Genomic DNA, 25,364 nt, shown 5'->3' on the forward strand with positions numbered 1-25,364 from the left:
CTCACCTTAGCACGGCCCGGGTCCCGACGTCTGTCAGGCGTCTGCACGCGGCTTTCAGGCGGCCAGAAAGACCGAAGCCTTCTCGTCTTGCAACGAGAAGGCTTCGCGGCGGTAGCTGCCTTTGCCCTTGGCGGGCTTTTCCTGGCGGGCGCGATAACGGGGATCGCTGACGAGGACCTTGGCCTTGTTGGGGCCGCGGCTGTATTTCTTGGCCATGGTGCGGGCTCCGAGTGATGGGGGTTCCCCCTTGATGGGGACGCGCCAGTCTATTGCAAGGGCCGTGAATTACCAGGCCCGCCAGCGCTAGGACCTGGGCAGGGTCAGTCGCTTCCCGGCGAGCGTCAGCGCCAGGCTGGCCAGGGTCAGCCAGACCTCGCCGGGCGCCTGGCCCTTGATCTGTTCGTCGGCGACCTGGGCCTCGCGCAGCAGGGCTTCCAGCCGGCGGGCACCCTGGCGCTGCAGGGCGCGGCCGACCAGCGGGCGCCGCTTGTCCCATACCGGCGGCTTGACCTGGGTGAAGGCACGGTCCAGCGGCGTACCGCTTTCCTGCAGATGGGCCAGGTTGGCCAGCAGGCGCAGTTCCCGGGCCAGCGCCCAGAGCACCACGGCCGCTTCCACGCCTTCGCCGCGCAGGCCTTCGAGGATGCGCAGGGCGTGCTCCGCATCGCCGGCCAGGGCGGCATCCAGCAGGCCGAAGACGTCGTAGCGGGCGCTGTCGGCCACCGAGGCACGCACGGTCTCGGCGTCCACCTGGGAGCCTTCGATGAGCAGGCGGAGCTTTTCGATCTCCTGGGCGGCGGCCAGCAGGTTGCCTTCCACCCGCTCGGCGATCAGCTCGACGGCTTCGGGGGTGGCGGCCAGCCCCAGGCGCGACAGGCGCTGGTTGATCCACTGTGGCAGTTGCGCCAGTTCCACCGGCCAGATCTGCACGAATTGCACCTGCGGGTGCTCCAGCAGGGCCTTGGCCCATTTGGTCTTCTGCGCGGCGGCATCGAGGCGCGGCAGGCTGATCAGCAGCAGGGTGTCCTCGGCCGGGCGGGCGAGGTAGTCGAGCAGGGCGGCGGAGCCCTTGTCGCCGGGCTTGCCGGTGGGCAGGCGCAATTCGAGGATGCGTTTCTGGGCAAATAGGGAAAGGCTGGCGCCGGCCTCGTAGAGGCGGCCCCAGTCGAAGCCGGCATCGACGTCGAAGACCTCGCGCTCGTCGAAAGCCTGGGCGCGAGCCGCGCCGCGAATGGCGTCGCTGGCTTCCTGGCAGAGCAGGGGCTCATCGCCACTGACCGCATAGACGGCGGACAGCGAGCCCTGGAGCTGCTTGCCCAGCTGATTGGCGTTGAGTTTCATGCTGAACCGGAATGGCAAACCGGAGCCTTGCGGCTCCGGGTGCGGCGCTTAGCGCGCGGGGGTGGGGATGTCGATCGGCGACTGCTGCGGCGGGGCGGACTCGCGGGCACGGCGGTCGGCGTCGGCCTTGGCGGCGGCACGGGCATCGGCGTCGCGCTGCAGCTTCTCCAGGCGCTCCGGTGTCAGGGCCTGCAGGCGGGCGGCCAGCTGCTGCACCAGTTCGCGGCGCATCTCGCGACGCAGCTGGTCCTTCTGCTGCTCGGAACCGACGATGTTGTTCTGGTCGGTCACATAGTAGCGCTGGGTTTCCAGGTAGTCGCTGACCAGCACCGCCTGGTTCTTGCCGACGATGGTATAGGGCTGACGGGTGGTCAGCTCGACCTCGGCACTGCGGGCGCCGCTGGTGTAGCTGGCGGTGCGCTCGCTCTGGGCTTCGCCGCCCAGATCCAGGGTGTAGGGCGCGCCCGAGCTGATCCGCACATGGGCGTCCTCGAGCATGTCGCGCACGTCCTTGACGGTCTGGCCATAGGCGTCGCGCGCCGTCAGGTTCAGCTCGTTCACGGTCAGGCGGGTTTCGCCGGTGCCACGCAGCTGGAAGCCGCAGGCGGTCAGCAGGGTCGCCAGGCCAACTACCGCAAGGCCGGGGAGAATCCGTTTCTTCATCTGTTGTCTGCTCCGTTCGCGTGTCTTAGTTGGCGACGATGTTGACCAGTTTACCCGGGACCACGACCACCTTGCGGATGGTCAGGCCCTCGGTGAAACGTGCCACGTTCTCGTTGGCGCGGGCGGCGGCCTCGATGGCCTCGCGGCTGGCATCGGCCGGTACTTCGATCTGGCCGCGCAGCTTGCCGTTCACCTGGATGACGATCTGCAGACTGTCCTGCACCAGGGCGCTTTCGTCCACCTGCGGCCAGCGGGCGTCGATGACCGCATCGCTGTGGCCCAGCTGCTGCCAGAGACCGTGGGCGATGTGCGGGGTGATGGGGGCCAGCAGCAGGGTGACGGCCTCCAGGCCCTCCTGCAGCAGACGGCGATCGGTGTCGCTGTCCTGGGCGGCCTTTTCCAGCACGTTCATCAGGGTCATGACCGCGGCGATGGCGGTGTTGAACTTGTGGTGCTGACCGATATCCTGGCTGGCCTGGCGGATGGCCAGGTGGATGGCGCGACGCACCTCCTTCTGGGCCGGCGACAGCTCGCCGAGGGCGCCGGCGCTCGGCAGGCCCTGGGTGACGTGGGCCTGGGCCAGACGCCAGACGCGGCGTAGGAAGCGGCTCGCGCCCTCGACGCCGGAATCGGACCATTCCAGACTCATGTCCGGCGGCGAGGCGAACATCATGAACAGCCGGCAGGTGTCGGCGCCGTACTGGTCGATCATCGCCTGGGGATCGACGCCGTTGTTCTTCGACTTGGACATCTTCTCGACGCCGCCGATTTCCACCGGCTGGCCGTCGCTCTTCAGGCGCGCGCCGATCACCTTGGCCTTGGCATCGCGCTCCACCTCGACATCGGCCGGGTTGAACCAGTCCTTGCTGCCGTTGGGCAGGGTGCGGTAGTAGGTCTCGGCCACCACCATGCCCTGGGTCAGCAGATTCTCGAAGGGTTCGTCGGAATCGATCAGGCCCTGGTCGCGCATCAGCTTGTGGAAGAAGCGCGAATAGAGCAGGTGCAGGATGGCGTGCTCGATGCCGCCGATGTACTGGTCGACGGGCAGCCAGTAGTTGGCCTCTTCCTTGTCCAGCATGCCGCCGGTGAAATTCGGCGAGGCATAGCGGGCGAAGTACCAGGAGCTTTCGACGAAGGTGTCCATGGTGTCGGTCTCGCGACGGGCCGGCTGGCCGTTGCGCGGATCGACGGTCTCGTAGAATTCCGGCATGCGCGCCAGGGGCGAGCCGGCGCCGTCCGGCACCACGTCCTCGGGCAGCACCACCGGCAGCAGGTCGGCCGGGACCGGAATGTCGATGCCGTCGTCACCATGGATGATCGGGATCGGGCAGCCCCAGTAGCGCTGGCGGCTGATGCCCCAGTCGCGCAGGCGGAACTGGGTGCGCGGCTGACCCAGGCCCTTGGCCTGCAGATCGGCGCCGATGGCGTCGAAGGCGGCGTCGTAGGCGAGGTTGTCATAGGCGCCGGAATTGATCAGGAAGCCTTCCTTGCTGCCGTACCAGTCCTTCCACTGCACCGGGTCGAACTGGTAGCGCTCGTATTCCGCGGGGCTGAAGTCGTCCGGATTGGCCAGCACGCGGATGGCCTCTGCGGTATCCACCACCTGGACGATGGGCAACTGGTACTTGTTGGCGAATTCGAAGTCACGCTCATCGTGACCGGGCACGGCCATGACCGCGCCGTCGCCGTAGTGCATCAGCACATAGTTGGCGACCCACACCGGCAGGCGCACGTTGGTCAGCGGATGGCGGACGAACAGGCCGGTATCCAGGCCCTTCTTCTCCTGGGTGGCGATGTCGGCTTCGGCGACGCCGCCGCGCTTGCACTCGTCGATGAAGGCCAGCAGCTCGGCGTTGCCCTGGGCGGCCTGAGTGGCCAGCGGGTGTTCGGCGGCCACGGCGACATAGGTGGCGCCGAGCAGGGTGTCGGGGCGGGTGGTGAAGACCTTCAGGGTGCCTTCGGCGCCGATGCTGTCCTGGTCATAGGGGAATTGCACCTCCATGCCGCGGGACTTGCCGATCCAGTTGCGCTGCATGGTCTTGACCTGCTCGGGCCAGCCAGGCAGGCCGTCGAGGGAGGTCAGCAACTCTTCCGCATAGTCGGTGATGCGGAAGTAGTACATGGGGATCTCGCGCTTTTCGATCAGCGCACCGCTGCGCCAGCCGCGGCCGTCGATGACCTGCTCGTTGGCCAGTACGGTCTGGTCCACCGGGTCCCAGTTCACCGTACCGTTCTTGCGGTAGATGATGCCCTTCTCGAACAGCTGGATGAACAGCCACTGCTCCCAGCGATAGTAGTCGGGCTTGCAGGTGGTGACCTCGCGGGACCAGTCGATCGCCAGGCCCAGGCTCTGCAGCTGGGACTTCATGTAGGCGATGTTCTCGTAGGTCCACTTGGCCGGGGCCACGCCGTTCTTCATGGCGGCGTTTTCCGCGGGCATGCCGAAGGCGTCCCAGCCCATGGGCTGCAGGACGTTCTTGCCCAGCATCCGCTGGTAGCGGGCGATGACGTCACCGATGGTGTAGTTGCGCACGTGCCCCATGTGCAGCTTGCCGCTGGGGTAGGGGAACATCGACAGGCAGTAGAACTTCTCCTGGCCCGGGCGCATGGTGGCCTTGAAGGACAGATTCTGGTCCCAGAAGGACTGGGCGGCGGCTTCTATTTCGCGGGGCTGATAGTGTTCGTGCATGGGCGTGTCGAGGGCTGCAGAGGCGTTTGATCGAGCCGCCAAGCATACATGACCCCCCGAGCGCGGGGAAATGTCCCGGTCCGCCGCTTGTTTCGCACTCTGGGGGAGGCAGGGTTGGAAGGGCCGTACTAGGCTGTTCAAACGTCCGTTCAATTACCCGGGAGGATGATCGCCATCATGGGAAAGTTTCGACGCGAGTCCGAAAAGCTGCCCGTCGACGTGCGCCTGCAACGGCGCCTGGCGCTGGCGCTGGATGAGGCGGTGACCCAGGAACGCCTCTATGACAGTGCCAACGGGGAAGTCGAGGTGCAGGGCCTGAGTCCGGCCGAATATGCCCTGGTCAAGCGCTGGCTGGCGCGCCATCAGGCAGCCGATGCCGCCCTGGCCTGTTGCCTGGGCTGTGGCCGGGTCCAGCCGGCGGGGGCCTTCTGTACCCAGTGTCAGGGTCGACAACTGTTGGTCGAGGGTTCTTCTGCCCCGGTTGGCGCTCCCCTACACTAGGCGCCGCCGCGACCCGGAGGTCGCCCCCGACCGGAGGGACCATGGGTCTGCGCTATTTCTTCAAGCAACTGCTGCTGCCACCGGGCGGCCTGCTGCTGCTCCTGCTACTGGGCTGGTGGTTGCGCCGGCGTTATCCGCGCCTGGGCCTGGCCTGTTTCCTGGGTGGCCTGCTGGGCCTCTGGGCCAGCACCCTGCCGGTCGTGGTGGAGACGGGTGGGCGCCTGCTGGAGCGCGATGCCGCGCTGCCCGAGGCGCGCTGGGCGACGCTTGCCCAGCAGGCCGACGCCATCGTGGTGCTGGGTGCCGGTCGCGAAGTGGACGATCCGGGCTGGGCGGGCGATACCGCCAGCCATCTGGCCGTGGAACGACTGCGCTATGCGGCGCGGCTGGCCAAGGCCAGCGGCCTGCCGGTGCTGATCACCGGGGGCTCGCCCCATGACCGCCCACTGAGCGAGGCGGCGCTGATGACCGAGGTGATGGAGCGCGACCTGGGGGTGCCGGTGCGCTGGCAGGAAGGCGCCAGTCGCACCACCTGGGAAAACGCCACCCTGAGTGCGCCGCTGCTGCGCGAGGCCGGGGTGAAACGGGTGGTGCTGGTGACCCAGGCCTATCACATGGCCCGTTCGCGCTGGTGTTTCGAACGGCAGGGCCTGCAGGTGGTGGCCGCGCCCATGGGCTTCATCGGTGTCGCCAATGCCCGGCCCTTCGGTGGCTGGCTGCCGGAAGCCAAGGCGGTCGAGCAGACCGCCCAGTTGCTCAACGAGGCCGCCGGGCTGCTGCTCTATCCGCTCGCCTATCGCTGAGTCACCACCAGCGGCGCCTCTTCCGGACGATCCTGCCGACGCAGCAGCAGGCCCCACAGCAGCACCAGGGCAGAAAAGATCGCCAGCGGCCAGAGGCGGTAGTGCAGATAGGGCGTCAGGCCATCCATGGGTACCACGCTGCCCTGTAGCACGCCGACCTGGAAGGCCGGGATCTGCCGGCTGATGCGACCGAAGGGGTCGACCAGGGCGGTGATGCCATCGTTGGTGACCCGCACCAGCCAGCGACCGCTTTCCAACGCGCGCATCTGCGCCATCTGCAGGTGCTGCTGCGGACCGATGGACTTGCCGAACCAGGTGTCGTTGCTGATGGTGAGCAGCAGCTGACTCTGGGCCGCCATGCTGGCGACGAATTCCGGATAGACCACCTCGTAGCAGATGTAGGGCGCCACGCGGTAGCCCTTCACCAGCAGCGGTTCCTGCTGCTCGGGACCGCGGACGAAGTCGGACATGGGCAGATCGAAGAAGCCGATCAGCCCGCGCAGGTATTCCTGCAGCGGTACGTATTCGCCGAAGGGCACCAGCTTCTGCTTGTAGTAGGTGCCCGAGCCGTTGCCGACCGCGGTGATGCTGTTGAAGTAACGCGAATCGCCGTCGGCGTCGCGTTCGCGGGCGGGCAGGCCGGTCACCAGGGCGCCGCCATGGGCCGCCACCTGGGCACCTTCGGCGGCAAGGAAGTCACTGACGTATTCGCGCAGCACGGGAATGGCGTTTTCCGGCCAGACCACCAGGTCGGCGTCGGTCTGCTCGGCGGTGCGGTCGCGATAGAGCGCCAGGGTGGCGCGGGCGTGGTCGGGATTCCACTTGAGTTCCTGGGCGATGTTGCCCTGGACCCCGGCGACCTTGAGCGGCGCACCCGCGGGTTGGGTCCAGACCTGGCCCTTGAAGACATCGCCGGCGACCCAGGGCAGGGCCACCAGCACCAGGCTCGCGACCAGGGCGAGCGGCCGCATGATCAGGCGTGGGGCGTTGACCAGCAGCGCCGCGGTAAAGGCCAGCGCGGCCGAGATCAGCCAGACGCCGCCCAGCGGTGCCAGGCCCTGCAGGGGGCCGCTGAGCTGGCTGTAACCCAGCAGCAGCCAGGGAAAGCCGGTGAGCGCCCAGCTGCGGAACAGCTCCAGGGCGAACCACAGGCCGGCAAAGGTCAGGGCGTCGCCCAGGGGCGCCTGGTTGCGTCTCAGGCACAGTGCCCAGAGTCCCGCGGGCAGGGCGAAGAACAGGGCGATGCCGGCGCAGAAGCCCACGGTGAGAAACAGCGCCAGGGGCACCGGCGCGGCACCGTAGGTGTGGATGCTGACGTAGATCCAGCTGGTGCCGGCGAGAAAGGCGCCGAAGCCGTAGCACCAGCCGCGCAGCAGGGCGCGCCAGGCACCGAGCCCCTTGAGGCCCAGGTAGAAGAGGCCGGCGGACAGCAGTGCCAGCGGCCAGATGTTGAAGGGGGCCAGCGCCAGGGGCGTAAGGGCACCGGCGAAGAGCGCCAGAAGGTTGCCCTTCCAGCCGGGTTGAGAGATCCAGCGCATCGAAAATCCTTGGTCCGATCGAGGCTGCGCAAGCTTACTCGTCGCCGCGAGGGAGTGCCAAAGGCGCGTGCGGGGGAGCGAGCTGGATCGCAGTTGGAGAGAGGGGTGGAGCTTGTCGCGGCGCGAGCGTCCCGTAGGTTGGGTTGAGACGGCTCCCTCGTCGAAGCCCAACAGTATCGACCTCGAAGCAAGGCCTGTTGGGCTTCGCTGCGCTCAACCCAACCTACGGAGGGCCGTAGGTTGAGACCGACCCTCACCCCAGCTCTCTTCCGGAGGGAGAGGGGGCAAGAGCGGCTAGCGGTTGACCGGGGTGACGCGCAGCAGGTGGATGCGGCGGCCGTCGGCGTTGAGCACGCGGAAGCGGAAGTCGTCGATCACCGTTTCCTCGTTGCGCTTGGGCAGGTGACCCAGGCGATTCATCACCAAGCCACCGGCGGTGTCGGCCTCGGCATCGGCGAAACGGGTCTCCAGGGTCTCGTTGAGCGTCTCTATGGGGGTGAGCGCCTTGACCACGAAGTCGCCGTTGGGCAACGACTTGATGAAGCTCTCTTCCTCCACGTCGTGCTCGTCCTCGATCTCGCCGACGATCTGTTCCAGCACGTCCTCGATGGTCACCAGGCCGGCGACGCCGCCGTATTCGTCCACAACGATGGCCATGTGGCTGTGGGTCGAGCGAAATTCCCGCAGCAGCACGTTGAGGCGCTTGGATTCGGGCACGAAGGTGGCCGGGCGCAAGGCCGTCTTGAAGTCGAAGACCCGCGCCTGGTCCAGCAGCAGCGGCAGCAGGTCCTTGGCCAGCAGCAGGCCGAGCACGTCGTCGGGGCCGTCGCCGATCACCGGATAGCGGGAATGCGCCGCCTCGATCACCGCCGGCAGGAATTCCGCCGGGGTCTGCTGGGCGCGGATGCTGATGATCTGCGAGCGCGGCACCATGATGTCGCGCACCTGCAGGTCGGCCACCGAGATGGCGCCCTCGACGATGGACAGCACTTCGCTGTCGAGCACCTTGTTCTCATGCGCCTCGCGCAGCAGTTCCAGCAGTTCCTGGCGACTCTTGGGTTCATGGGCAAAGGCCTGGACGATGCGTTCCAGCCAGGAACGATGCCCAGTGCCTGATCGATCTTCGTTCATGTGTCTGTCATTCACCGTAGGGATCGGGGTAGCCCAGTTCAGCGAGCAATTGGCGTTCCAGTTCTTCCATCTCCTCGGCTTCGTCATCGTCCAGATGATCGTAGCCGAGCAGGTGCAGGCAGCCGTGGATGACCAGGTGCGCCCAGTGCGCCGCGGCGGGCTTACCTTGCTCGGCGGCCTCGCGCGCAACCACGGGGGCGCAGATCACCAGATCGCCGAGCAGGGGGATATCGAGGAATTCGTCCGGCACGTCGGCCGGAAAGGACAGCACGTTGGTGGCGTAGTCCTTGTGCCGCCAGGTGCGATTCAGCTCGCGGCCTTCGTCTTCGTCCACCAGGCGGATGGTGAGTTCCGAGTCGCCCTGGCCGGCGCGCAGGGCCAGTTCACACCAGCGGCGTAAGTCCGGCTCCTCGGGGAGGTCGGCCGCCTCGCTGGCGACCTGGACGTCCAGCTCAATCGCCATGGCGATCCTCTCCCTGAGCACGCGGCTTGTCCTGCAGCGCCTCGAAGCGGTCGTAGGCCTCGACGATACGCTGCACCAGCGGGTGGCGCACCACGTCCTTGGATTCGAAGTGGGTGAAGCCGATGCCGGGCACGTCGCGGAGGACCTCGATGACGTGCTTGAGGCCCGACTTGGTACCACGCGGCAGGTCGACCTGGGTGACGTCACCGGTGATCACCGCGGTGGAGCCGAAACCGATCCGGGTCAGGAACATCTTCATCTGCTCGAGGGTGGTGTTCTGACTTTCGTCGAGAATGATGAAGCTATTGTTGAGGGTGCGGCCGCGCATGTAGGCCAGCGGCGCGACCTCGATGACCTGGCGCTCGATGAGCTTGGCCACCTGCTCGAAGCCGAGCATCTCGTAGAGGGCGTCGTACAGCGGGCGCAGGTAGGGGTCGATCTTCTGCGCCAGGTCGCCGGGCAGGAAGCCGAGCTTCTCGCCGGCTTCTACCGCCGGGCGCACCAGCAGGATGCGACGGATCTGCTCGCGCTCCAGGGCGTCCACGGCGCAGGCCACGGCCAGATAGGTCTTGCCGGTACCGGCCGGGCCTATGCCGAAATTGATGTCGTGATCGAGGATCGACTTGACGTAGCGCTGCTGGTTGGCGCCACGCGGGCGGATCATGCCCTTCTTGGTGCGCAGGGCCACACTGGTGTCGCCACCGCTGCGGTGCTCTTCCTGGAGGGCTTCCAGGCCGGATTCCTGCAGATAGAGGTGGACCAGTTCCGGGGCCACCGCGGTGCCGCTGGCGGTCTCGCGATAGAGGCGCTGCAGGAGGTTCTGGGCCGCGCGGGTGCGCTCGGGATCGCCGACCAGTTCGAACTGGTTGCCGCGATTGCGGATCTCGATGCCGAGGCGGCGTTCGAGCTGGCGCAGATTTTCATCGAGCTGGCCGCACAGGTTGGCGAAACGGTCGGCATCGAAGGGTTCGAGGGTGAAATGCTGGAGCGTCTGGGGGGTATTCAAGGTGTGCTGGGAAACCCTTTGGATTGGCTTTACGAAATCTTGACGTAGCTTGAGAGTAACCTGCGTCGCGCCCTTGGCAAAGGGCGCGTGCGACCATCCATCAGGCCAGCGCGACGGCGACGGGCGGGCGCGCACCGCTGGCGACGGGGGCCAGCAGGGTGCCGCGCAGGGAGTGCGGCAGGGCCTCGTCGATGTGCACCTGGACGAACTGGCCGATCAGGCTGGCATCGCTGCAGCGGAAGTTGACGATGCGGTTGTTCTCGGTGCGGCCCTGCAGCATGCCGGGATCGCGCTTGGAGAAATCGCTGACCAGGATCGTCTGGACGCTGCCGGCCATGCGCCGGCTGATCTCGAAGCCCTGCTGGTGGATGCGCGTCTGCAGGATCTGCAGGCGCTGCTTCTTGAGCTCGTCGGGGGTGTCGTCGACCAGATCGGCCGCCGGGGTGCCGGGGCGGGCGCTGTAGATGAAGGAGAAGGAGAAGTCGAAACCGACGTCCTCGATCAGCTTCATGGTCTGTTCGAAGTCCTTCTCGGTCTCGCCGGGGAAGCCGACGATGAAGTCCGAGCTGATGCAGATGTCGGGTACCGCCGCCTTGAGCCGGCGGATGCGCGACTTGTATTCCAGCGCCGTGTGGTTGCGCTTCATGGCCGCCAGGATGCGATCCGAACCGGCCTGCACCGGCAGGTGGACGAATTTCACCAGCTCCGGGATCTCGGCGTGGGCCTGGATCAGAGCGTCGGAGAATTCCAGCGGGTGCGAGGTGGTGTAGCGGATGCGGTCGATGCCGTCCACCGCCGCCACCACATAGAGCAGCTCGGCGAAGTCGGCGATGCGCCCGTCGCCAGTGGCGCCACGATAGCCGTTGACGTTCTGGCCCAGCAGGGTCACCTCGCGCACGCCGTGCTCGGCGAGGTGGATGATCTCGGCGAGGACGTCGTCCAGCGGCCGGCTGACCTCTTCGCCGCGGGTATAGGGCACCACGCAGAAGGTGCAGTACTTGCTGCAGCCTTCCATGATGGAGACGAAGGCGCTGGGTCCGTCGATGCGCGGCTCGGGCAGGCGGTCGAACTTCTCGATCTCGGGGAAGGAGATGTCCACCTGGGGCGCCCGGGTGGTGCGCGCGGCGTCGATCATCTCCGGCAGGCGATGCAGGGTCTGGGGCCCGAAGACCACGTCGACATAGGGGGCGCGGTCACGGATGGCAGCGCCTTCCTGGCTGGCCACGCAGCCGCCGACGCCAATCACCAGGTCGGGATTCTCCAGCTTGAGTTCGCGCCAGCGACCGAGCTGGGAAAACACCTTTTCCTGCGCCTTCTCGCGGATCGAGCAGGTGTTGAGCAGGATGACATCGGCCTCGGCCGGATTCTGGGTGACTTCCAGCGGCTCCCGTTCGCCGAGCAGGTCGACCATGCGCGACGAATCGTATTCGTTCATCTGGCAGCCATGGGTTTCGATATAGAGCTTCTTGGACATGCGCGGCAGGGAGTCGGTGGCGAGTGGACCGCGCATTATAATGATGGCCTTCCGCACGGGGAAGAGCCGCCCGGAAGGCGGTCGGCTTAGGCCTGGGCAGCGCCCTCCGGCAGCCGGGCGATGACCTTGATCTCGAAGCGAAAGCCGGCCAGCCAGGTGGCGCCGACCGCGGTCACCGTCGGGTAGGGCGCCGTGCCCCAGTGCTCCAGCAGCACCGGCCAGATCCGTGCGAAGCTGGCTTCGGCATCGACCATGAACAGGGTGACGTCCACCACGTCGGCAAAGGCGGCGCCGGCCGCGGCAAGGACGGCGTCGAGGTTGGCGAAGGCCAGGCGGACCTGCTCTTCCAGCTCCGGCTCGGGCGAACCGTCGGCGCGGCTGCCGACCTGCCCCGAGACGAAGAGAAAGCCGTTGGAACGGATGGCCGGCGAATAGCGGTGCTGTTCGTAGAGGGCGTGGCGCTGGGCGGGAAAGACGACGTCGCGGGTCATGATGGGGCTCCGGTAGGGATCGCTGGAGCCACCTTAGGCGGCGTCCGCCAGGGGATAAACCCGGCCAGGCGGTCAGCATTGTTTGTACAATCCAAACAATCCCCTGTTCAGGAATCGGCATGGATCTGTTCGCCGCGATGCAGACCTTCGTGCGGGTGGTGGAAGCCGGCAGCTTCACCCGCGCGGCCGAGACCCTCGGCCATAGTCGCACCCGCGTCACCCAGCAGGTGCAGCAGCTGGAGGCGCACCTGCAGGTGCGCCTGCTCAATCGCACCACCCGGCAGGTGCAGGTCACCGCCGACGGAGCGGCCTATTACGACCGCTGCCTGGGCGTGCTGGCGGCGGTGGACGATGCCGAGACGGGGCTTTCGGTGGCCACCCGCACGCCCCGTGGCCGCCTGCGGGTGGACGTGCCCAGTCCGCTGGCGCGGCTGATCCTGATCCCGGCCCTGCCGGACTTCTTCCAGCGCTATCCGGACATCCAGCTGGAGCTGGGCGTCAGCGATCGCCAGGTGGATCTGATCGGCGACAACGTCGATTGCGTGGTCCGCGGCGGGCGCATCCGCGAGCAGTATCTGGTGGCCCGGCCGCTCGGCGCGCTGCGGCTGGGTTGCTATGCCGCGCCGGCCTACCTTGCCACCCAGGGCACGCTGGTTCATCCCGCCGAGCTGGCCGAGGCGCCACACCGGGTGGTGCGGTTTCTCTGGGGGGCGGGCAAGGGCTTTCCCTATGCCCTGCAACGAGGTGCCGAGCGTCTGGAGCTGCAGAGCCGGCACAGCTTGGAGGTGGACGACGGCAATGCCTGCCTGGCGGCGGCGCAGGCCGGCCTCGGGGTGGTCTGCCTGCCGCACTACCTGGCGGCGGCGGCCATCGCCCGTGGCGAACTGGTCAGGCTGTTCGCGGACTGGCAGGTGGCGCCCATGCCGCTGTATCTGGCCTTCGCGCCCAACCGTCACGTCAGCGCCAAGTTGCGGGTCTTCATCGACTGGGTGAGCGCGCTGGTCGCCGAGCGGGCCTGGCTGGAAACCCCTGGCGAACGCTGACGGCTGCCGGGGCCAGCGTGCTATGCTCGCTGCCCCCTTTTTCCTCGGCGAAACCCGCGTCCACCATGAGCTCATCCCCCAGCAAGCCGGCCATCTACAAGGTCATCTTCGTCAACCAGGGCCAGGTCTTCGAGATCTACGCCAAGCAGATCTTCCAGAGCGATCTCTGGGGCTTCCTGGAAATCGAGGAACTGGTGTTCGGCGAGCGCACCCAGGTGGTGGTGGATCCGAGCGAGGAAAAGCTCAAGGCGCAATTCGAAGGCGTGGTGCGCAGCTTCGTGCCCATGCACTCGATCATCCGCATCGACGAGGTGGAGCGCCTGGGCCAGCCCAAGATCAGCGAAGCCAAGGGCGGCACCAACGTCATGCCGTTTCCCATGCCCATGCCCGACAAGCCCTGACCGGGCTCGCCGTCAGTTCTGCGGCGGCTGGAAGGGATTGAGGTTGCCCGCGGTCTGCATGTCCTGTAGATAGTCGCGAAAGATCTGGCCCAGCACCTGGGTGGCCATCTCCAGCTCGTCCCGGCGCATCTGGGCGCTGACCAGGTCGGCGGTGTCCATGGCTTCGTCGTTGCCATTGATGGCGGCCATCTTCAGCACGATGTAGGCCTGGATGTTGTTGGGCGGTACGCCCTCGCCGCGAAAGAACATGTTGCCGAGGCGATTCTGCGCATCGGCATTGCCCTTGAGCGAGGCCTGCTCGAACCACTGGCGCGCCTGGTTGAGATCCTTGGGCGTCTGCTTGCCTTCGTAGTAGAAGTCGCCGAGTTCGTACTGCGCCTGGGAATCGCCGTCGTGGGCGATCTGCTGGCAGCGGGCGATCGCCTGCGCCAGGGCTTCGTTGGCCAGATTCAGGTTGCAACGGCTGGTGCTGGGGACGAGCAGCGAATTGCCTCCGGCCAGGGCGACCAGGGGCATCAGAATCAGGGCTGCGCACAGGGTACGACCAGCGCGGTGCATGAAGCGCCTCCACAAGCGAGGCAGGTTCGGAGAACCCGGTCGGCGAAACGCGCCGACATCTCATTATGGGTCAAGCCGACGCACGCTTTCAAAACCTTTACGCGCAACGGCGGAACTTTCTTACCTGTGACGCCGGCCACTCAACTAGGTGTGAGGCCGGCAGGGCAGAGAGGTTCCGCAAGCGGGACGAATGACACCTAGGCTTTGCCTGAAAAGGCCTGTGCTCGCCCAGGCTTCGTTAAAATTCGTTCGGAATGCTCATTTACCACTCGTAAACTCCGCTTCCTCACGAATTTTTGCCTTGCCTGACCTTCGCTCGGCGACTTTTCAGCCAAAGCCCTAGTCCTTGAAGGTGGCGAAGGCGCGCTCGGCGGCGTCCAGGGTGATGCGCAATTCCTCGTCGCCGTGGGCGATGGAGGTGAAGCCGGCTTCGAAGGCGCTGGGCGCCAGGTAGACGCCACCGTCCAGCATCAGGTGGAAGAAGCGCTTGAACCTCTCGCTGTCGCTGGCCATGACATCGCTGAAGGTGACGATGTCTTCGGCGCCGCTGAAGTAGAGGCCGAACATCCCGCCCGCCTGGGTGGTGACGAAGGGCACACCGGCGGCATCGGCGCGGTCCTGCAGGCCCTGCAGCATCCGCGTGGTGTAGTCGGTCAGCTCGGCGTGGAAGCCGGGACGGCGGATCAGTTGCAGGGTGGTGAGGCCGGCGGCCATCGCCAGCGGATTGCCCGACAGGGTGCCGGCCTGGTAGACCGGGCCGAGCGGGGCGATCTTTTCCATGATCTCGCGTTTGCCGCCAAAGCAGCCCACCGGCATGCCGCCGCCGACGATCTTGCCGAAGGTGGTCAGGTCCGGACGGATGCCGTAGTGCGCCTGGGCGCCGCCCAGCGCGACGCGGAAGCCGGTCATGACCTCGTCGAAGATCAGCACCACGCCGTAGCGGTCGCAGAGGTGGCGCAGCCCTTCCAGGAAGCCTGGCGCGGGCGGTACGCAGTTCATGTTGCCGGCCACCGGCTCGACGATGATGCAGGCGATCTGGTCGCCGACGTTCGCCAGGGTTTCTTCCACTTCGCCCAGGTCGTTGTAGGCCAGGGTCAGGGTGTGCTGCGCGAAGGCCGCCGGGACGCCGGGGGAGCTGGGCACGCCCAGGGTCAGGGCGCCGGAGCCGGCCTTGACCAGCAGGCTGTCGGAGTGGCCGTGGTAGCAGCCCTCGAACTTGATGATGGTGTCGCGCCCGGTGTAGCCGCGCGCCAGGCGGATGGCGCTCATGGTGGCCTCGGTGCCGGAGCTGACCATGCGCACCATTTCCATGGACGGCACGATCTCGCAGATGAGGTCGGCCATGGTGGTTTCCAGGGCGGTCGGCGCGCCATAGGAGAGGCCGTGTTCCAGCTGGCGGCGCACGGCGTCGAGCACGTCCGGATGGCTGTGGCCGAGGATCATCGGACCCCAGGAACCGACGTAGTCGACATAGCGCTTGTCATCCTCGTCGACGATGTAGGCGCCCTGGGCGTGCTTGAAGAACAGCGGCGTGCCGCCGACGCTCTTGAAGGCGCGGACCGGCGAGTTGACGCCACCGGGGATGTGGCGCTGGGCTTGGTCGAAGAGTTGCGCGGAGCGGGACATAGAGGTCTCCTTGAACGGGATCAGGCCGCGAACAGCCGGGCGAAGGCGCGCGCGCGGCGCTCCACCTCGCCCGTGTTGGCGGCGGCAAACAAACTGTGGACGACGGCGAGCAGATCGACGCCGTGGGCGAGCAGGTGCGGGGCGTTGTCCAGGGTGACACCGCCGATGGCGCAGACGGGCAGGGCGAAGTGGCGGCGGGCCTGGTCGAGCAATTCCAGGGGCGCCGGCGGGGCATCCGGCTTGGTGCTGGAGGCGAAGAATCGGCCGAAGGCCAGGTAGCTGACACCGGCCTGGACTGCAGCCTCGGCCAGTTGCAGGCTGGCGTGACAGGTGCCGCCGAGAATCGCCTCCGCCCCCAGTTCGGCGCGGGCCGCGACCAGGGAGCCGTCTTGCTGGCCCAGGTGCAGGCCGACGCCCAGCTGGCGGGCCAGGGGTAGATCGTCATTGATGATCAGGTTGGCGCCATGCTGCTGGCAGAGCTCGGCCAGGGCGGCGGCTTCGTCCTGGCGGCGGCTGGCGTCGCCTGACTTGTCGCGGTACTGCACCAGCCGGGCTCCGCCCTGCAGCGCGGCTTCGACATAGGGCAGCAGGCGACCCTCGGCGAGCAGGGCGCTGTCGGTGATGGCATAGAGGCCGCGCAGTGGGCTCATGAGCAGAAATCCAGCGGCAGGCGGCGTGGCACGTACTGGCCGCGCCCGGGGCGCTCGGCGTCTCTCAGGGTGCGCCAGGTGTAGTCCAGGGCGCTGCGCACCGCGCTGGGCAGGGCTTCGCCCAGCGCCAGGCGCCCGGCCAGGGTGCTGGCCAGGGTGCAGCCGGAGCCGTGGTAGCTGCCGGGCAGGCGCTGGCAGACGTGGGTCTCGCAGCCACCGGCACGGTCATAGAGGCGGTTGTGCACCTCGTGTTCCTCGCCATGACCGCCGGTGATCAGCAGGTGGCCGCAGAAGGGCAGCAGGCGCTCGGCGCACTGCTCCGGGGTGCCTTCGGGCAACTCGGCGAGGATGCGCGCCTCGGGCAGGTTGGGGGTGGCGATGGTGGCGCGCGGCAGCAGCCGCTCGCGGATGGCGTAGCCGACCTCGTCCTTGCCCAGGGCGCCGCCGCCACCGGCGCGCAGCACCGGATCGCAGACCAGGGGAACGCCGGGCAGGGACTCCATGATCTCCAGCACCGTCTCGACCATCTCCACCGAACCGAGCATGCCCAGCTTGACCGCCGCCACCGGCAGGTCGGCGATGATCGCCCGGGCCTGGGCCAGCACCCACTCGCGATCCAGCACCCGGAAGTCATGCACGTCGACGGTGTCCTGCACGGTCAGGGCAGTGACCGCCGGGGCGGCATGGCAGCCCTGGGCGAGCAGGGCTTCGATGTCGGCCTGCAGCCCGGCGCCGCCACTCGGATCGTGGCCGGACAGGCAGAGGACGACAGGACGTTGGGGTTCGAGGGTCATGGGCGTCAGCCTAGCAAAGGGAAAAAGGGGCGCAGCGGCCGGGTGCCGCAGGGAGTGGCACCCTACAACGACCTTGCGCCCTGCGCCACCCGTTGACATGGGACCCGGGTCGGGACGAAGGAACTCCGCGGCCGGTTGGGTAGCCGATATACTGCACCTTTGCTCGGGTAAGGCGGTTCTATGGCGTTGTGGCGGTTGTTGCGTGATTTCTTCCTGCGCCAACGGCGTGCCTACGGGACTGCCATCCTCTGCCTGCTGGGCGTCGGCCTGCTCAACCTGACGCTGCCCTGGTGGATCGGCAAGGCCATCGACGCCCTGCGCGCCGGCGAGCTGGATCAGACCGGCCTGCTCTGGCGCGTCGCCCTGATCGTGGCGGTCGGCTGTGGCCTCTATGTGCTCCGCTATCAGTGGCGGGTGCGCCTGTTCGGCACCTCCTACCAGGTCGGCGTGGAGCTGCGCGACGCCTTCTTCGCCAAGCTGGCGCGGCTGGACCCCGGCTTCTTCCAGTCCAGTCGCACCGGTGACCTGCTGGCCCGCGCCACCCAGGACATCGACGCCGTGGAGACCGCGGCCGGCGAAGGGGTGCTGGCCAGTTTCGATGGCATGCTGACCCTGCTGCTGGTGCTGCTGGCCATGTTCATCGGCATCGACGCGCCCCTGGCCGCCCTGGCGCTGTTGCCCTTTCCCTTCATGGCCTGGGGTTTCTATCGCGTGGCGCGGCGGGTGCAGCAGCGCTTCGGCCTGGCGCTGGCCGGCTTTTCCGCCCTCAACGACCGCACCCAGGAAGCCTTGAGCGGCCTGCGCATGCTGCGCCAGCATGCCTTGATCGAAGCCGAGCTGGACGACTTCGACGCCCGCGCCCGCAGCGTGGCCAAGGCCGACTACCAGGTGCAGCGCACCGAGGCGCGCTACGAGCCGATCATCTTCGTCGCCCTGAGTCTTGCCACCCTGCTGACCCTGGTCATGGGCAGCTGGCGCTATCTCGACGGCCACATCACCCTTGGCCAGCTGACCAGCTTCAGCCTCTATCTGGTGCAGCTGATCTGGCCGATGTTCGCCATCGGCTGGTGCTTCAACCTGCTGCAGCGCGGCGAGGCCGGGGCCCGCCGGCTGGAAGAGGTGTTCGCCGTCACCGAGCGCATTCGCGACGAGGGCACCCGGACGCCGCCGGACCAGGCCGATTTGTCGGTCTATATTCCGGCCTTCACCTATCCCCAGGCGCGTCAGCCGGCCTTGCAGGACGTGGTCATCGACCTGCCCGCCGGCGATACCCTGGGCATCGTCGGTGCCACCGGCAGCGGCAAGAGCACCCTGCTGCGCCTGCTGCTGCGCCAGTTTCCGCTGGAGCAGGGCAGCATCCGCCTGGGCGGGGTGCCGCTGGAGGAGTATCGGCTGGGCGACCTGCGCGCCCAGTTCGCCTATGTGCCCCAGGATCCCTTCCTGTTCGCTCGCACCCTGGGTGAGAACGTCGCCCTCAGTCGGCCCGATGCCACCGCCGGGGAGATCCGCGAAGCCCTGGACGCCGCCGCCTTCGCCACCGATCTGGCGGCGCTGCCGCACGGGCTGGATACGCCGGTGGGCGAGCGCGGCCTGACCCTCTCCGGCGGCCAACGCCAGCGGGTGGCCCTGGCGCGGGCGCTGCTCTCGCCCGCGCCCATCCTGCTGCTGGACGACACCCTCTCGGCGGTGGATACGGCCACCGAAGCCCGCTTGCTCAAGACGCTGGCCGGGCTGCAGGGACGTACCACCCTGATCGTCAGCCACCGTCTCTCGGCCGTGCAGCACGCCGACGAGATCATCGTGCTCGACCAGGGCAGCCTGGTCGAGCGGGGTCGCCATGGCGAGCTGCTCGCCGCCGGGGGGCTCTATGCCCGACTGTGGAATCTGCAGCAGGCGGAGGAGGCCAGCCAATGACCAGGACGCGCGTGCTCTCGCTGCTGCTCAAGCCGGTACTGGCCAATCCGCGCAAGCTGGCCGGCACCCTGGCGATCCTGGTCGTGGCCACGCTGTTCGACGTGCTGGGGCCCTGGCTGACCAAGCACTACCTGGACAACTACCTGGTGCCCCACGACCTGCGCCTCTGGCCGCTGTTGGGCCTGGTCGCCGCCTATGTGGTTTCCCAGGGCCTGGCCGCTTATGGCCGCTATCTGCAATCGCTGAGATTCGCCGAGATCGCCATGGACGTGGTGCTCCTGCAGCGGCGCCGGCTGTTCCGCCATGTGCTGAGCCTGCCGCAGAGCTTCCACGATCGTACCGCCACCGGCGAACTGGTGGCGCGGGTCACCAACGACACCGATGCCCTGCGCGAACTCTATGTGGCCTTCCTCGGCAACATGGTCGGCAACATCGTGCTGCTGATCGGCATCCTGGTGGCTATGGCGCTGCTCGACGTACGCCTGATGGCCATCGCCGTGCTGCTGATCCCGGCCGCGGTGCTGATCGTCTGGGCCTACCAGCGATACAGCGGCGCGGCGGCCATGGAGGTGCGGATGCTGCGCGCCGAGCAGAGCGCCCGCCTGGGCGAGGCCATCGGCGGCATGGGTCTTCTGCAGGCCTTCAACCAGACCGAGCGCTTCCGCCAGGATTTCCAGCGCCTCAACCAGGCCCAGTACGGTGCCCGCATGCGCACCATCCGCGTCTCCGGGTTGCTGCTGCGCTCGGCGCTGGATCTGGTCAGCGTGGCGGTGCTGGCGGTGCTGCTGCTGGTCTACGGGATGGGCCATCTGCAGGGCGGCGCCGAGATCGGTGTGCTCTATGCCTTCGTCACCTACCTGGGGCGGGTGACCGAGCCGCTGATGGACATCACCCAGAGATTCAACCTGTTCCAGCAGGCCACGGTGGCCGGCACCCGGCTGCTGCACCTGCTGGAAGAGAAGCCGGCATTGAGTGGCGAAGATGACCGGCCCATCGCGACCGCGCACTTCCACCTCGACGCGGTGCGTTTTCGCCATGCCGGCGCGGGTCACGACACCCTGCACGGCATCGACCTGGACATCGCTCCGGGCACCTTTCTCGGTATCGTCGGCCCCACCGGCAGCGGCAAGTCGACGCTGCTCGACCTGCTCGCCGGACTGCAACCGGTCACCGGCGGCCACCTCTGCCTGGACGGTCGCGAACTGGGCACGCTGACCCCGGAAGTGCTGGGCGCCGCCCTGGCCAGCGTGCCCCAGGAGCCCTTCATCCGTTCCACCAGTCTCAGGGACAACCTGCTGCTGGGCAGCCAGGTGTCGGATGCGCGGCTGCGCGAGGCCCTGGCTGCCGCCCATATGGACGACCTGGTGGCGCGGTTGCCGGAAGGCCTGGATACCCTGCTGGGCGAGCGTGGCTTCACCCTGTCCACCGGCGAGCGGCAACTGCTGGCGCTGGCCCGGGCGCTGCTGCGCGAACCCAAGGTGCTCTTGCTCGACGAGGCCACCGCCAGCATCGACAGCGCCACCGAGGCGCGGCTGCAGGGGGCGCTGGACGAGTTGCGTGGCCAGGTCACCCTGATCGTGGTGGCGCACCGGTTGTCCACCATCCGCCATGCCGATCGCATCCTGGTGCTGCGTGATGGCCGCAAGGTGGAGGAGGGCAGTCACGAGGCCTTGCTGCAGCGGCCCGACGGCCATTATCGCCGGCTGTGGGAACAGCATGCCCAGGGTGACAAACCCCTATGAGCCGTCACAGCCGTTGTCAACCAGGGGTGTTAGGGTGTCAGCTATAGCCAGCGCCCCAACAAGGAAACCTGCATGACCTCCGTATCCGAGGATTTCACCGCCGTTGCCACCGCCAGCGAGGCGGTCGACCGTCTTGCGGCTCTGCACGACGAGGCCACCCAGGCCCTGGGTGCCGCCCTCAAGCGCTATCTCAAGGATCGCTTCGAACCCAGCGCCGCCGAGCGCGAGCTGTTCCGCTATCCCGAGATCCGCATTCGCTATCGTGCTCCCGGCGTGCCGCCGGCCACCACCCGCGCCTACGCCAAGATCCAGCTGCCCGGCACCTATGTGGCCACCGTGACCCATCCGGCGGCCTTTCGCGGCTATCTGCTGGAGCAGCTCGAGCCGCTGATGCGCGACTACGACCTCCAGGTCGAGATCGGTCGCAGTCGCCAGGACATTCCCTACCCCTATGTGGTGGAGCAGGGCGACGAACTGGCCGGCAGCGGCGTGACCGCCGCTGAGCTGGCGCGGGTCTTTCCCAGCACCGATCTCTCCGCCGCCCACGACGACATCGCCGACGGCCACTACGACTGGGAGCGCATCGATCCGCTGCCGCTGGCCCTGTTCGATGCCGCCCGCACCGACTTCTCGCTGAGACGCATCGTCCACTACACCGGCAGCGACTGGCGCCACGTGCAGCCCTGGATCCTGCTGACCAACTACCATCGCTACGTCGACCAGTTCATCCAGCACGGCCTGGAGCAACTGCGCAGCGATCCGCGCTTCGAGCGCCTGGTGCTGCCGGGCAACGTCATCATCGAACGCGACATGGACCCCACCGAGGCCCAGGCGGTCATCGCCGCCATCGCCTGGCACCGCTTCCAGATGCCGGCCTACCACCTGATCGCCGGTGACGGCCATGGCGTCACCCTGGTCAACATCGGCGTCGGCCCGTCCAACGCCAAGAACATCACCGATCACCTGGCGGTGCTGCGTCCGCACTGCTGGCTGATGATCGGCCACTGTGGCGGCCTGCGGCAGTCGCAGACCATCGGCGACTACGTGCTGGCCCACGCCTACATGAGACGCGACGGCATCCTCGACCGTGTGGTGCCACCGCACATCCCCATCCCGGCGCTGGCCGAGGTGCAGGTGGCGCTGCAGGAAGCCGCCGCCAGCGTCACCGGCGAACGCGGGGAGGCGCTCAAGCGTCGCCTGCGCACCGGTACGGTACTGACCTACGACGACCGCAACTGGGAGCTGCGCTGGGCCCAGGAACGCCCGCTGATCAACCTGGCGCGCGCGGTGGCGGTGGACATGGAAAGCGGCACCATCGCCGCCCAGGGCTATCGCCTGCGGGTACCCTACGGCACCCTGCTGTGCGTGTCCGACAAGCCCCTGCACAGCGAGATCAAGCTGCCGGGCTCGGCCAACGCCTTCTATGCCCGCGCGGTGAGCCAGCACCTGGCCATCGGCATCGCTGCCCTGGACCAGCTGCGCACCCAGCTCGACTCCCTGCACTCGCGCAAGCTGCGCAGCTTCGACGAGCCGCCGTTCCGCTAAGGCGCTGGGGTTGGGGTTGGGCGTGTTGGGCTTCGTTGCGCTCAACCCAACCTACGGCGAGGCGCCTGAATCGAAGGTGGCCTGGCATCGCTCGGATGACTCCCTCTCCCCCTGGGAGAGGGTTGGGGTGAGGGCGTACTTAGGCACCGAACGCCCCAGTGGAAAAGGCTGCGCCGTTTTGTACGCCAGGGTGCCAAGGAGCCGATCGCGGCCATTGGCTGCTCCTACAAGGGCAGTCCTCAACTAAGGTCTTTGTGTAGGAGCGGCCCATGGCCGCGATCAGCAGAACACCGCAATTCCATAACAGCGGTCGCGATGGCCTAGGCCCGCGTCTTCACTTCGCCGCGTAACACCAGCCAGACCGCCAGACCTATCACAACGGCGCCCAGCAAGGCGTTGGGTGCCAGGGTTTCTCCCAGTACCAGATAGCCCCAGAGCACGCCGAACGGAGGAACCAGGAAGGTCACGCTGAGGGTGCGTAGCGGCCCCAGATCGGCCAACAGCCGGAAGTACAGGATGTAGGCCAGCGCCGTACACAGCAGGCCCACCGCCAGGACGCTGAGCCAGGCACTTACGGGAGGCATGGCGGGGAGAGGGTTCATGACCAAGGCCGCCAGACTAAACGGCAAGAGGAACAGGGTCGCGCCCAGCTGGCTGCCAAGGACGACCAGGGTGGCATCGAGGCCTCCACGCTCGCTGATCCAGCGGCGCGCCAGGTAGCCAGCCATGCCGTAGCAGGCCGTTGCCACCAGGCAGGCGCCGATGCCGACCAACATGGCCGCGCTCGTATCCAGCTCGCCTCGGGGCAGGATCAGCGCCACGCCCAGGAACCCGATGGTTACGCCCAGCCATTGGCGTCTACTCAGGGCCTCGCCGAAGCAGGCGAAGCCGATCAGGGCGCCCATCAGCGGCGTGGTGGCGTTGAGCAGTGCCGAATAGCCAGCGGGAAGATGACGTGCCGCGAGGCAGTACAGCAGGAACGGCAGCCCTGAATTGACGATGCCGAGCAGAGCCACCCGCCGGAATTTGCCATCGAAGCGCCAGGCGGATTTCAGCAGCAGTGATAGAGCGGCCAGCCCCAGGGCGCCGAGCAGCACACGCAGGAAGGCTGTATTCAAGGCACCGAAGGCCGGTACCGCGATCCGCATGAAGAGAAAACTCGCGCCCCAGATCGCCGCCAGCAGTGCAAGCCGCAGTCCATCTCCTTTGCCCATTTCTCTTGCTCCCGTTCGCTGAATACCTGCGGCGAGTATGGGAGAACAGCGGCGGCGAGACCGGCCGTTTCCGGCCAGGGTAATGAAGAGGGGCGAGACCGCGCGTAGACCGCTCGGCAACCCCCTGTCATCGCCCTCCAGGAACATCTCGGCGCCCGCTCCGGTCGGTTGCAGGAGAGGGGTGAGTCCGCACGCGTCACCGTTCGGTAAAGATCATGGATTTAACATTGATCTTCAGGGCGTCTGGCCCTAAAGTTCGCGCCCGAACGTCCATGCTGGAAACGATCCATCCGGCTCAAGTACCGACGACGAGACAGCGAGGTCAACGCCAGTACGCGTTGACCTTTTTGCTTTCGGCGATGTGCCTTGGGAAGTAGGCGAACCAAAGTGGGGAAACGGATTAGGCGTTCAGAACACCCCCTCCTTCAATTTGTTCTGCCCATCGGGAGTCCGACGCATGTCCATCAAGGTCGAAGATTACTATTCTCGCGAAACCTTCCAGAAGATGAAGGCCTTCGCCGACCAGCAGGAAACCCCCTTCGTCGTCATCGACACCGCCACCATCGGCCGGGCCTATGACGATCTCGTTCGCAACTTCCCGTTCGCCAAGATCTATTACGCGGTCAAGGCCAACCCGGCCATCGAGATCACCGAGTTGCTGCGCGACAAGGGCTCGAACTTCGACATCGCCTCCATCTACGAGCTGGACAAGGTGCTGTCCACCGGGGTCGAGCCGGAGCGCATCAGCTACGGCAACACCATCAAGAAATCCAAGGACATCCGCTACTTCTACGAGAAGGGCGTGCGCATGTTCGCCACCGACTCCGAGGCCGACCTGCGCAACATCGCCAAGGCCGCCCCGGGCTCGCGCATCTATGTGCGGATCCTCACCGAAGGCTCCAACTCGGCCGACTGGCCGCTGTCGCGCAAGTTCGGCTGCCAGCCCGACATGGCCCTGGATCTGCTGATCCTGGCCCGTCAGCTGGGCCTGGAGCCCTATGGCATCTCCTTCCACGTCGGCAGCCAGCAGCGCGACATCGACGTCTGGGACGCCGCCATCGCCAAGGTCAAGGTGATCTTCGAGCGCCTCAAGGAAGAAGACGGCATCACCCTGAAGATGATCAACATGGGCGGTGGCTTCCCGGCCAACTACATCCATCGCACCAACAGCCTGGAGACTTATGCCGAGGAGATCATCCGCTTCCTCAAGGAAGACTTCGGCGACGAGCTGCCGGAAATCATCCTGGAACCGGGCCGCTCGCTGATCTCCAACGCCGGCATCCTGGTCAGCGAAGTGGTGCTGGTGGCGCGCAAGTCGCGTACCGCCGTCGAGCGCTGGGTCTATACCGACGTGGGCAAGTTCTCCGGCCTGATCGAAACCATGGACGAATCCATCAAGTTTCCGATCTGGACCGAGAAGAAGGGCGAGATGGAAGAAGTCGTCATCGCCGGGCCGACCTGCGACAGCGCCGACATCATGTACGAGCACTACAAGTACGGCCTGCCGCTGAACCTGGCCAGCGGTGACCGCCTGTACTGGCTGTCCACCGGCGCCTACACCACCAGCTACAGCGCGGTGGAATTCAACGGCTTCCCGCCGCTGAAGGCCTTCTACCTCTAAGGGCTTTCCGCGTCGATCGAGCCCGCGTCCCGCCAGGGACGCGGGCTTTTTCATGCCTGGTGAAAAGCGCTGTGTCAGGCGCTTTTCCGAATTGTTAAGAATAATTTACATTCGCTATGGATTTGATAATCGTTTGCAAATAGAATCGCGCCGCAT

23 protein-coding genes are annotated in these 25,364 nt (G+C 66.9%); 8 read left to right on the plus strand and 15 right to left on the minus strand.

Features of this window, described 5'->3' with window-relative positions:
- Positions 1-54 precede the first annotated feature (54 nt).
- From arfA to leuS, 4 genes are all read right to left on the minus strand, one after another.
- Positions 55-216, minus strand: coding sequence for an alternative ribosome rescue factor ArfA (arfA, locus tag AABM56_RS05525; protein WP_007159657.1), 162 nt, complete (start codon positions 214-216; stop codon positions 55-57).
- Positions 217-303: 87 nt separating this feature from the next.
- Positions 304-1,341: a DNA polymerase III subunit delta gene (gene holA, locus AABM56_RS05530; protein WP_133859966.1), complete on the minus strand. Its 1,038-nt coding sequence runs from the start codon at positions 1,339-1,341 to the stop codon at positions 304-306.
- Positions 1,342-1,389: 48 nt separating this feature from the next.
- Complete coding sequence (gene lptE, locus AABM56_RS05535) at positions 1,390-2,004, minus strand: LPS assembly lipoprotein LptE (RefSeq protein ID WP_133859965.1); 615 nt, start codon at positions 2,002-2,004, stop codon at positions 1,390-1,392.
- Between the two features lie 25 nt (positions 2,005-2,029).
- Complete coding sequence (gene leuS / locus AABM56_RS05540; RefSeq protein ID WP_347883895.1) at positions 2,030-4,693, minus strand: leucine--tRNA ligase; 2,664 nt, start codon at positions 4,691-4,693, stop codon at positions 2,030-2,032.
- Positions 4,694-4,870: 177 nt separating this feature from the next.
- On the opposite strand from leuS, the gene AABM56_RS05545 reads away from it, so the two are divergent.
- Entirely contained in the window at positions 4,871-5,194 is a 324-nt protein-coding gene (locus AABM56_RS05545; RefSeq protein WP_263259742.1) for a hypothetical protein, read from the plus strand.
- Between the two features lie 41 nt (positions 5,195-5,235).
- Entirely contained in the window at positions 5,236-5,997 is a 762-nt protein-coding gene (locus AABM56_RS05550; protein ID WP_133859962.1) for a YdcF family protein, read from the plus strand.
- Here the strand turns inward: AABM56_RS05550 and lnt are convergent.
- From lnt to AABM56_RS05580, 6 genes are all read right to left on the minus strand, one after another.
- Positions 5,988-7,535: an apolipoprotein N-acyltransferase gene (lnt, locus tag AABM56_RS05555; protein ID WP_133859961.1), complete on the minus strand. Its 1,548-nt coding sequence runs from the start codon at positions 7,533-7,535 to the stop codon at positions 5,988-5,990. The genes AABM56_RS05550 and lnt overlap by 10 nt on opposite strands.
- A 294-nt stretch (positions 7,536-7,829) precedes the next feature.
- On the minus strand, positions 7,830-8,666 hold the full coding sequence (locus tag AABM56_RS05560) for an HlyC/CorC family transporter (RefSeq protein ID WP_133859960.1): 837 nt from the start codon (positions 8,664-8,666) through the stop codon (positions 7,830-7,832).
- A 7-nt stretch (positions 8,667-8,673) separates the two neighbouring features.
- Entirely contained in the window at positions 8,674-9,129 is a 456-nt protein-coding gene (gene ybeY, locus AABM56_RS05565; RefSeq protein ID WP_133859959.1) for an rRNA maturation RNase YbeY, read from the minus strand.
- Positions 9,119-10,135 carry a PhoH family protein gene (locus AABM56_RS05570; protein ID WP_133859958.1) on the minus strand — a complete coding sequence of 339 codons (1,017 nt, stop codon included), beginning with the start codon at positions 10,133-10,135 and terminating at the stop codon, positions 9,119-9,121. Before AABM56_RS05570 ends, ybeY begins: the two co-directional genes overlap by 11 nt.
- A gap of 100 nt (positions 10,136-10,235) precedes the next feature.
- A complete protein-coding gene (gene miaB / locus AABM56_RS05575) occupies positions 10,236-11,609 on the minus strand; it encodes a tRNA (N6-isopentenyl adenosine(37)-C2)-methylthiotransferase MiaB (RefSeq protein WP_093251001.1) in 1,374 nt (457 codons plus the stop codon).
- Between the two features lie 86 nt (positions 11,610-11,695).
- Complete coding sequence (locus AABM56_RS05580) at positions 11,696-12,100, minus strand: Rid family hydrolase (RefSeq protein WP_133859957.1); 405 nt, start codon at positions 12,098-12,100, stop codon at positions 11,696-11,698.
- 119 nt (positions 12,101-12,219) lie between these two features.
- Between AABM56_RS05580 and AABM56_RS05585 the strand changes: the two genes are divergently transcribed.
- A complete protein-coding gene (locus AABM56_RS05585) occupies positions 12,220-13,143 on the plus strand; it encodes a LysR family transcriptional regulator (protein WP_133859956.1) in 924 nt (307 codons plus the stop codon).
- A gap of 65 nt (positions 13,144-13,208) precedes the next feature.
- Entirely contained in the window at positions 13,209-13,544 is a 336-nt protein-coding gene (locus tag AABM56_RS05590; protein WP_007159644.1) for a DUF1820 family protein, read from the plus strand.
- Positions 13,545-13,556: 12 nt separating this feature from the next.
- Here AABM56_RS05590 and AABM56_RS05595 read toward each other — a convergent pair whose 3' ends face one another.
- The 4 genes from AABM56_RS05595 to AABM56_RS05610 form a co-directional block, all read right to left on the minus strand.
- Positions 13,557-14,102, minus strand: a complete 546-nt coding sequence (locus tag AABM56_RS05595; RefSeq protein ID WP_027597185.1) for a tetratricopeptide repeat protein — start codon at positions 14,100-14,102, stop codon at positions 13,557-13,559.
- A gap of 339 nt (positions 14,103-14,441) precedes the next feature.
- Positions 14,442-15,728 carry a glutamate-1-semialdehyde 2,1-aminomutase gene (gene hemL, locus AABM56_RS05600; protein WP_263259734.1) on the minus strand — a complete coding sequence of 429 codons (1,287 nt, stop codon included), beginning with the start codon at positions 15,726-15,728 and terminating at the stop codon, positions 14,442-14,444.
- A gap of 20 nt (positions 15,729-15,748) precedes the next feature.
- Positions 15,749-16,378, minus strand: coding sequence for a thiamine phosphate synthase (gene thiE, locus AABM56_RS05605; RefSeq protein ID WP_133859954.1), 630 nt, complete (start codon positions 16,376-16,378; stop codon positions 15,749-15,751).
- Positions 16,375-17,172: a hydroxymethylpyrimidine/phosphomethylpyrimidine kinase gene (locus AABM56_RS05610; protein WP_133859953.1), complete on the minus strand. Its 798-nt coding sequence runs from the start codon at positions 17,170-17,172 to the stop codon at positions 16,375-16,377. Before AABM56_RS05610 ends, thiE begins: the two co-directional genes overlap by 4 nt.
- A 180-nt stretch (positions 17,173-17,352) precedes the next feature.
- Here AABM56_RS05610 and AABM56_RS05615 point away from each other — a divergent pair, with 180 nt between their 5' ends.
- The 3 genes from AABM56_RS05615 to amn all read left to right on the plus strand — a co-directional run bounded on the left by AABM56_RS05615 (position 17,353) and on the right by amn (position 22,373).
- Positions 17,353-19,086, plus strand: a complete 1,734-nt coding sequence (locus AABM56_RS05615) for an ABC transporter ATP-binding protein (RefSeq protein ID WP_133859952.1) — start codon at positions 17,353-17,355, stop codon at positions 19,084-19,086.
- Positions 19,083-20,828 carry an ABC transporter ATP-binding protein gene (locus AABM56_RS05620; protein WP_263259731.1) on the plus strand — a complete coding sequence of 582 codons (1,746 nt, stop codon included), beginning with the start codon at positions 19,083-19,085 and terminating at the stop codon, positions 20,826-20,828. The genes AABM56_RS05615 and AABM56_RS05620 overlap by 4 nt, the downstream gene beginning before the upstream one ends.
- 72 nt (positions 20,829-20,900) lie before the next feature.
- Positions 20,901-22,373, plus strand: coding sequence for an AMP nucleosidase (gene amn, locus AABM56_RS05625; protein ID WP_133859950.1), 1,473 nt, complete (start codon positions 20,901-20,903; stop codon positions 22,371-22,373).
- Between the two features lie 320 nt (positions 22,374-22,693).
- On the opposite strand, the gene AABM56_RS05630 is transcribed toward amn, so the two are convergent.
- On the minus strand, positions 22,694-23,587 hold the full coding sequence (locus tag AABM56_RS05630) for a DMT family transporter (RefSeq protein ID WP_263259730.1): 894 nt from the start codon (positions 23,585-23,587) through the stop codon (positions 22,694-22,696).
- 457 nt (positions 23,588-24,044) lie between these two features.
- On the opposite strand from AABM56_RS05630, the gene AABM56_RS05635 reads away from it, so the two are divergent.
- Positions 24,045-25,208 (plus strand): type III PLP-dependent enzyme, encoded by a 1,164-nt coding sequence (locus AABM56_RS05635; protein WP_263259729.1) that lies wholly within the window; start codon positions 24,045-24,047, stop codon positions 25,206-25,208.
- Positions 25,209-25,364 lie beyond the last annotated feature (156 nt).

The organism is Pseudomonas aestiva, assembly GCF_039908605.1.
In the GTDB taxonomy this organism is placed as follows: domain Bacteria; phylum Pseudomonadota; class Gammaproteobacteria; order Pseudomonadales; family Pseudomonadaceae; genus Chryseomonas; species Chryseomonas aestiva.